We start from the raw sequence: 6,026 nt of genomic DNA, 5'->3' as shown, positions 1-6,026 counted from the left end.
GCGGTCGACCGCCAGCTCGAGGATGTGGGCACTCAGGGGCCCCAGCCCCGCCTTCACCCCGACGCACCCACCCGGGCGTTGATCTTCGACTCGATCTATGTCACCTACCGCGGGGTGGTCACCTACGTGCGCGTCGTCGACGGGGCGATCAAGCCGCGGGAGGCGATCACGATGATGTCCACCGGAGCCACCCACGAGCTGCTCGAAGTGGGCGTCGTCTCGCCCGAGCCCAAGGCCACGTCCGGGCTCGGCGTCGGGGAGGTGGGCTACCTGATCACCGGGGTCAAAGACGTCCGCCAGTCCAAGGTCGGCGACACGGTGACCACCGCGCGTCACGGCGCCGCCGTGCCGCTGACCGGCTACCGCGACCCCAAGCCGATGGTCTATTCCGGGCTCTACCCCGTCGACGGCTCGGACTACCCCGACCTGCGTGACGCGCTGGATCGGTTGCAGCTCAACGACGCCGCGCTGACCTACCAGCCCGAGACATCGGTGGCGCTGGGATTCGGTTTCCGCTGCGGGTTTCTGGGCCTGCTGCACATGGAGATCACCCGTGAGCGCCTGGAACGCGAATTCGACCTGGATTTGATCTCCACGTCGTCTACCGGGTGGTCCTGGAAGGAGGGGCCGGCGGGGAAGTGCGAGTGACCAATCCGTCGGACTGGCCGGCGGGCAAGATCCGCACGGTTTATGAGCCCATCGTCAAAACCACGATCATCGCGCCCAGCGAATTCATCGGCACGATCATGGAACTGTGTCAGTCGCGCCGCGGCGAGCTGGGCGGCATGGACTACCTCTCGCCGCAACGCGTGGAGCTGCGCTACACCATGCCGCTGGGCGAGATCATTTTCGACTTCTTCGACGCGCTCAAATCCCGCACCCGCGGCTACGCCAGCCTCGACTACGAGGAGGCCGGCGAGCAGGAGGCCGAGCTGGTGAAGGTCGACATCTTGCTGCAGGGCGAGCCGGTCGACGCGTTCAGCGCGATCGTGCACAAGGACGCCGCGGCCGCCTACGGCCACAAGATGACCGCCAAACTGAAGGAGCTTATCCCGCGCCAGCAGTTCGAGGTCCCGGTGCAGGCCGCCATCGGCTCGAAAATCATTGCCCGGGAGAACATCCGGGCGATCCGCAAAGACGTGTTGGCCAAGTGCTACGGCGGTGACATCACCCGCAAACGCAAACTGCTGGAAAAGCAGAAAGAAGGCAAGAAGCGGATGAAGACAATCGGTCGGGTCGACGTCCCGCAGGAGGCGTTCGTCGCGGCGCTGTCCACCGATTCGGCACCGCGCTAGGTGTCGGCGCGCGGCGCGCTACGGCTGTTTGTTGGCGACCAGGTCTCCCGACGTCGCGTTGATCGCGACTTTGTGCTCGACCAAATAGGTGTCGTAGACATCGGCGTCCCACAGCGTGGTGCCGTCCTTGTCGTCGAGCCTGAGTTCGGTGATGGAGCCGTTGGGCACCGCGGCCAGCACCTTGTTCACGGCCGTCTGATAGTCCAGGCGGGCAGCCTGGACGAGGTTGCGGCGCTTGGCTTTGTCGGCGTCGCTGTCGTTGCGCGGGGTCGGTCCGACGAGGACCGTAATCCCGTCGGAGCCGGTTTTCAGCTCCTGCTCGTTACCGTCCGGCGTGGCCAACCGGATCTTCCAGGTTCCCGCGTCGGCGGTGTCGCTCTGGATGAAGATCAGCGTGCTGTCAGGCACTTTCGCCACCGCCGTCGACCCTGCGCGCAGCAGCGTCTGCGGATCCGGCGGCGCACTCGGCGCGGGGGACCACGACGCGCCGGCCGTGGTTTTGTCGGTGCTCGTCGCTGACGTCGCTGCGGGTTTGCCGCTGTGACCGCACCCGGCCAGCGCCACCACCACCACACCGATCGAAGCCGTCCGGAGCCAGGATTGCGACAGGACTGCAGCCATAGCGGCTACCGTAGCAAGCGCTTACACGGGAGCGTTGGCGGGTTGAAACACCCCGGTGGAATCGGCTTCTTCCTCGGCGCGGATCACGTGCACCACCGCGTTGATGAGCGCCAGGTGGGTGAACGCTTGCGGGAAGTTGCCCAGATGCCGGCCGGTGCGCGGCTCGATCTCCTCGGCGTAGAGATACAGCGGGCTGGCGTAGGCCAGCAGCCGCTCGCACAAATGCTTGGCGCGGCTGACTTCTCCGATCTCGACCAGCGCGGAGACCAGCCAAAACGAGCAGATCGTGAAGGTGCCCTCCTCGCCGGTGAGGCCGTCGTCGGTCTCGTCGACCCGGTAGCGCAGCACCAGCCCCTGGTCGGTGAGGTCGTCGGCGATCGCCAGCACCGTCGCGCGCACCCGGGGATCGTCGGGGGGCAGGAAGCGGGTCAGCACCACCAGCAGCAGCGAGGCGTCCAGGGCGTCGGTGTCGTAATGCTGGGTGAAGATGCCGCCGGAGTTCACCCCGTGCTCGAGGACGTCGGCCCTGATCTCCTCGGCAATCGCCCGCCACCGCTGGGCGTAGCCTTTTTCCCCTTGGCGCTCAGCCAGTTTGGCACCGCGATCCAGCGCCACCCAGCACATGATCTTCGACGACGTGAAGTGCTTCGGTTCGCCGCGCACCTCCCAGATGCCGCGGTCGGGCTCACGCCAATGCGCAACCGCTTCTTCCACTTGCTTTTTCAGCACCGGCCACAGGGTCTCGGGAACCTGTTCACGCGATTTGGCGTGCAGGTAGAACGAATCGAGGATGGCGCCCCAGATGTCGTGCTGCTCCTGGTTGTAGGCGCCGTTGCCGATGCGTACCGGTCGGGCGTTGTCATAGCCGGACAGGTGCAGCAGTTCGTGTTCCTCCAGGCAGCGTTCGCCACCGACGCCGTACATCACCTGCAACGGATGGCGTTCGTCGTCGTTGGCCCCGGACACGTCGGCGATGAACGCGAAGAAGTCGTCGGCCTCGCGGTCCAGGCCCAGCGTGTAAAGACCCCACAACGCGAACGTCGAGTCCCGGATCCACGAGTAGCGGTAGTCCCAGTTGCGTTCGCCGTGCGGCGTTTCCGGCAGCGAGGTGGTGCTGGCCGCCAGCAGGGCGCCGGTCGGCGAGTACGTCAACCCTTTCAAAGTCAGCGCGCTGCGCTGCAAATACGCCCGCCAGGGGTGGTCGGGGAAGTCGCCGATGTTGATCCACTGGCGCCAGCACTCCGTGGTCTGCCACATCTTGTCGGCGGCCTCGGCATAGGTCTGCGGTGCGGGGTGCTGGGACCAGCTCAGCGCGACGAAGACGTCGTCGCCCTCTTTGAGCCGGGTGCGGGCCCGCGCCTCACGCCCCTCCAGCCCGATCCGCAGGTTGGTGGTCAACCGCAGCGCCGGGTGGTCGTCGGGGTGGTGTCTGGCCCGCGCGGTGGCTTCCCCGTAGCCACTGGCCGAGTATTCCCACACGGTGCCCACGCGGTGGTAGTCGAACGCCGGTTCGCAGCTCATCATCAGCTCGACGGTGCCGCTGACGCAGCGCACGGTGCGCAGCAGGATGTGCTCGGCGTCCCAGTCCGTCGGGGTGCGGCGATGCGTGCGCGAGCGGGTTTCGATGTCATGCCAGCGCCCCATCACCAGCGCGTCGCGCACGATCAGCCAGCCGGTGTGCGTTTGCCAGGTGGTCTCCATGATCAGGCTGCCGGGCAGGTAGCGCCGCGCCGACGGCACCGACACGCCGTAGGGTCCCAGCCGGAAATGCCCGGCGCTGCGGTCCAGGATCGCGCCGAAGACGCTCGGCGAGTCCGGCCGCGGCACGCACAGCCACTCCACCGAGCCCGTCGGCGAGATCAGACAGTTCGTCTCGCAGTCGGACAAAAACGCGTAGTCGGCGATCGGCGGGAACGGGTTGCGCAGCGAAGCCCCCGCGGTGTGCGGCACCGGCGAGGTGAGCGTGAACGCCGCGAGCGCGGCGTCGTCAGCGATCTCGGTGGCTCCCTCGCCGGACCCTGCGTGCAGCACCATGCCGACATCATGATCTGCCGACCCGCTCGGCGTCTACTCGCCGGTGGGCGGGGCGATTAGGCTGACGACGATGCAGGGTTTCCTCGGGTGGTGGGACAGCGTCGAGCTGTGGCTGTCCGGGCTGGGCTTCGTGCTGCAGACCCTCGTGGTCATGCCGGTCGTGCTGGTGCTGGCCTACGGCATCGCGCTGGCGCTGGACGCGCTGCTGGGCCGCGGGATCGCGTTGCTGCGCCGGGTTCATCGCAGCGACGAAGAGCCCCAGTGAGCGCCATGCCGCGCTCGCAGGTGACACTGGTGCTGGTCGCGCTGGTGGTGCTGGTGATCGTCACCTGGTTGCTCACCCGCTAAGACGCGGCCCGCACCGCAGTACGGGACCGCGTATATAGTGGGCAGCGGAGGCTGGCATGGCAAAGCAGATCACGGTGTGCCCGGTTGCCGACCTGCCGGCGGGGGCGGTCATCGGTGCGGGGCCCTACGCCGTCGGAAACGTTGCAGGTAAGTACTTCGCGGTCACCCGCCGGTGCCGGCATCTGGGCGCTGATTTGGCCGGCGGATCGATCGAGGACGGGCGATTGGTGTGTCCCTGGCATCAGGCCGCCTACGACGTCGACAGCGGGCGCATGGTGCGCGGACCTCAGCAAATCTTCGCCAAGATCCCCGGGCTCGGGGCCACGGTCAAGGCGCTGACGACGCTCTGGCCGCTGCGGCGCGGCACCGTGTCGGTGTCGGGCAACGACATCGTCGTCGAATAATCGGCGCCGGTCGCGATCAGTCCCCCGACAAGGCGTCGTCGACGCTGTCATGAACCGGCAGCAGGCGCTTGAGCCCGCAGGCGGCGACGGTCCGCGCAATGGTGGGCTCTTTGCTGACCAATCGCAGGTCCACGCCCCGGCGCCGGCAGCGCTGTGCCTCCTCGGCCAGCACGGCGAACGCGCAGCACCCCATGAAGTCCAGGCCGCTGGCGTCGATGACGAGCGTGCTGGGCGGGCTGACGGCGGCGGCGGCTTCGCGCAACAGGCGCCGCCAGGTCGCCTCGTTGCGGGCGTCGAGCTCACCTCCGGCGTGCAGCACCACGTCCGGGCCGCTGCGTTCGGTGATGGTCCGCAAATTGCTGTGCGCACCGGCCATCTCGGCCATCAACCGGGTGCTCAGCAGCACGTTTCGGCCGGACGTCTCGGGGGCGGCAATGCCCATGGTGAACTCCTTGGCGCCGGGCGCGGTGGCGCCGCGAAGGATGTCCGCCCTACGTGCCTGAAGACAGACGCTGCAGCACAGTGCAGTTAACGTTGTTGTAGCAGAGCCCATGCCGGGTGTCCATCGCGCATTCGCTGAGAATCACGTGAGGCGCGGCTAAGGGCGCGGGGCGGCCTCGAACTCGGCGATCAGCCGCGCGGTGCGTTTACGGAGCACGATCGCCGCGCCGACCCCGGCCACGACGGCCACCACCAACGCGATCCAGGAGATGCGCTCCAGCCAGCGCTCGGCCGCCAGGCCCGCGTAGTAGACCAGCGCGGTGGTGCCGCCGGCCCAGCACACTGCACCGGCCACGTTGGCCGACAGAAACCGCAGGTAGCGCATCTTCAGCGCGCCGGCCAGCGGGCCCGCGAAAATCCGCAGCAGCGCAATGAACCGGCCGAAGAACACCGCGTGCGATCCCCACCGCAGAAAGATCCGCTCCGCCAGCGCGACATGACCGGGCCCGAAGTGCCTGGGGAACCGTCGGCCCAGCCAGTCGAACAGCGGCAAGCCCAGCCGGCGGCCGATCGAGTAGCCGATCGAGTCGCCCACCACGGCGCCGATCACCCCGGCCGCGCCGACCCCCAGCGGGTTGACCGCCAACTCGTGCCGGGTGCACAGCAGCGCGGCGGTGACCAGCACGATCTCTCCGGGCAGCGGGATCCCGAGGCTCTCGAGCCCGACCACTGCGCCGACCACGAGGTACACGGTCAGCGGCGGGATCGACTGCAACACGGCGTCCACGGTCATGCGACCAGCATGCCCGACCGGCCTGGACGGGCCAACGGCGCGTCGTCGGGTTATTCGCCGCGGGCCACGATCACCGGGGTCTTGACCAGC

Annotated in this window: 6 protein-coding genes and 1 pseudogene; 3 read left to right on the top strand and 4 right to left on the bottom strand. The window is 68.0% G+C overall.

The features are described 5' to 3' along the window. A pseudogene (lepA, locus tag F6Q13_RS16540) lies at positions 1-1,295 on the top strand (translation elongation factor 4); the annotation flags it as partial. Positions 1,296-1,313: 18 nt separating this feature from the next. On the opposite strand, the gene F6Q13_RS16535 reads toward lepA, so the two are convergent. Together F6Q13_RS16535 and F6Q13_RS16530 are read right to left on the bottom strand one after the other, a co-directional pair. Next, entirely contained in the window at positions 1,314-1,916 is a 603-nt protein-coding gene (locus F6Q13_RS16535) for a metallopeptidase (protein ID WP_293058835.1), read from the bottom strand. Positions 1,917-1,937: 21 nt separating this feature from the next. Continuing rightward, complete coding sequence (locus F6Q13_RS16530; RefSeq protein ID WP_293058832.1) at positions 1,938-3,950, bottom strand: glycoside hydrolase family 15 protein; 2,013 nt, start codon at positions 3,948-3,950, stop codon at positions 1,938-1,940. 61 nt (positions 3,951-4,011) lie between these two features. Between F6Q13_RS16530 and F6Q13_RS16525 the strand changes: the two genes are divergently transcribed. Both F6Q13_RS16525 and F6Q13_RS16520 read left to right on the top strand, forming a co-directional pair. Beyond that, complete coding sequence (locus F6Q13_RS16525; protein ID WP_293058838.1) at positions 4,012-4,215, top strand: hypothetical protein; 204 nt, start codon at positions 4,012-4,014, stop codon at positions 4,213-4,215. Between the two features lie 139 nt (positions 4,216-4,354). Then, positions 4,355-4,702 (top strand): Rieske (2Fe-2S) protein, encoded by a 348-nt coding sequence (locus F6Q13_RS16520; protein WP_293058829.1) that lies wholly within the window; start codon positions 4,355-4,357, stop codon positions 4,700-4,702. A 16-nt stretch (positions 4,703-4,718) separates the two neighbouring features. On the opposite strand, the gene F6Q13_RS16515 is transcribed toward F6Q13_RS16520, so the two are convergent. Both F6Q13_RS16515 and F6Q13_RS16510 read right to left on the bottom strand, forming a co-directional pair. Continuing rightward, the gene (locus F6Q13_RS16515) at positions 4,719-5,144 is read right to left on the bottom strand and encodes an anti-sigma factor antagonist (RefSeq protein ID WP_293058827.1); all 426 of its coding nucleotides are present in this window, start codon (positions 5,142-5,144) and stop codon (positions 4,719-4,721) included. A 156-nt stretch (positions 5,145-5,300) separates the two neighbouring features. Next, positions 5,301-5,936 carry a DedA family protein gene (locus tag F6Q13_RS16510; protein WP_293058824.1) on the bottom strand — a complete coding sequence of 212 codons (636 nt, stop codon included), beginning with the start codon at positions 5,934-5,936 and terminating at the stop codon, positions 5,301-5,303. Positions 5,937-6,026: the final 90 nt, after the last annotated feature.

It is taken from the genome of Mycobacterium sp. (assembly GCF_008709575.1).
GTDB lineage: Bacteria > Actinomycetota > Actinomycetes > Mycobacteriales > Mycobacteriaceae > Mycobacterium.
Note: the sequence above shows the minus strand (reverse complement) of the source record. Positions and strands in the feature narration are given on the sequence as shown.